The sequence below is a fragment of the Halanaerobium sp. DL-01 genome (assembly GCF_003338615.1).
GTDB lineage: Bacteria > Bacillota > Halanaerobiia > Halanaerobiales > Halanaerobiaceae > QPJE01.
The window spans coordinates 1-1,531 of record NZ_QPJN01000072.1 but is presented as its reverse complement, the minus strand read 5'-3'; the positions used below and the strand labels follow the sequence as shown (position 1 = coordinate 1,531).

Sequence of the window (1,531 nt, the reverse complement as noted above, 5' to 3'; positions counted from 1 at the left end):
GAATATACCGGCAGCCTTCCCGCACATCCGATTGCACATACCATTACTGTTTTATCCTGCTCTAATCCCAGATCTTCTACAGCCTTCAGCATGGATTTCCAGGCTGTACCGTGGGTACATCCCGGACAGGCAAAATGTGGCATCTGTTCTGTTCTCAGTAAATTGTCCAATTTGCTCATTTATTTATCCCCCTTATGAACTTACTTCCATAATTTTCTCGTAGAGTTCTTCTACACTTATATGTCCACTGTCTACTCTATTGTGCTGTATTACTTCTGCTTTTCCTTCTACAGCCTGTTTTACCAGCCCTGCTGTCTGGCCTAAGTTCATCTCTGCTACTATTATCTTATCCACTCTTTCGGCTATCTCTTTGAGCTCTTTTTCCGGAAACGGCCAGATTGTTATCGGTCTTATAAGCTCTACTTCTACTCCCGCTTCTTTTGCTTTTTTGACAGCACCTTTTGCTGGTCTGGTGGTTGAACCAAATACAAAGAGGGCTGTTTTTGCTTTTTCATTTTTCTCGTTCTCCAGCATTACTATATCATCATAGTATTTATCAAGTTTGGAATTTATCCTTCTTACATTTGCATCTATTGTCGATGGAGTTAAATCCGGTATTCCGTCTTCTCCGTGAATCATGCCGGATATATTGTACCTGCAGCCTCCACCTAATGGCGGCAGCACCGGTAAACCTGTCTCATCTATTTTGTAGGGAAGATATTTATCTTCAGGTAATGCATCTCTCCTTCTATCTACTATTTCTAATTCTTCTTTGTCAGGTATAACTATACTTTCTCTCATGTGTGCCAGAAGTTCATCCATTAAAATCACTACCGGCACCATATATTTTTCTGACAGATTAAATGCCTTTACTGTTATCTCATATGCTTCTTTTACTGAACCTGGCATTACTGCTATACGTGGACTGTCTCCATGTGAACCCCATTTGGCCTGCATTATATCTGCCTGATGTGGTTTGGTGGCTCCTCCTGTTGATGGACCCACTCTCTGTGCATTGTAAATTACTATCGGCAGCTCTACCATTGCTGCATAGCCTAAGTTCTCCTGCATCAGGCTGAATCCTGGCCCACTTGTTGCTGTCATTGATTTCTTCCCTGCTGCTGATGCTCCTATTACTGCACCTATACTCCCCAGCTCATCTTCCATCTGTATAAATCTTCCTCCATGAGAAGGCAGCTTTTCTGAGAGTATTTCTATTACTTCTGTTGAAGGGGTAATTGGATATCCAGCACAGAATTTTACTCCTGCTGCCAGTGCTCCCTCGGCTACCGCCTGATTACCCTGCATTAGTACTGCTTCTTTCATATACTTAATCCTCCTCCACTATTTCTATTGCAAAGTCCGGGCAGCGCAGTTCACACAGCATACAGTTAATACATGCATCTGCCTCCACTACCTTTAGTTTGCCTGTAATGTCCAGTTCTAATACATCTGTCGGGCAAAAGTCCACACATATGCCGCAGCTTTTGCACCATGCCTGATTGATCTCAATCTTTGCTTTGTTTTTGCT

2 protein-coding genes are annotated in these 1,531 nt (G+C 42.7%); both read right to left on the bottom strand.

Annotated features, from left to right (window positions below; genetic code table 11):
• Positions 1 to 192: 192 nt before the first annotated feature.
• On the bottom strand, positions 193 to 1,326 hold the full coding sequence (locus DER71_RS11825) for a 2-oxoacid:acceptor oxidoreductase subunit alpha (protein ID WP_114474682.1): 1,134 nt from the start codon (positions 1,324 to 1,326) through the stop codon (positions 193 to 195).
• Positions 1,327 to 1,330: 4 nt separating this feature from the next.
• Positions 1,331 to 1,531, bottom strand: a 201-nt coding sequence (locus DER71_RS11820; RefSeq protein ID WP_199505664.1) for a ferredoxin family protein, incomplete at its 5' end; no start/stop codon positions are given.

Excerpts from the sequence above, each read along its gene's own strand:
- DER71_RS11825 (WP_114474682.1), bottom strand. The coding sequence starts at position 1,326 with ATGAAAGAAGCAGTACTAATGCAGGGTAATCAGGCGGTAGCCGAGGGA.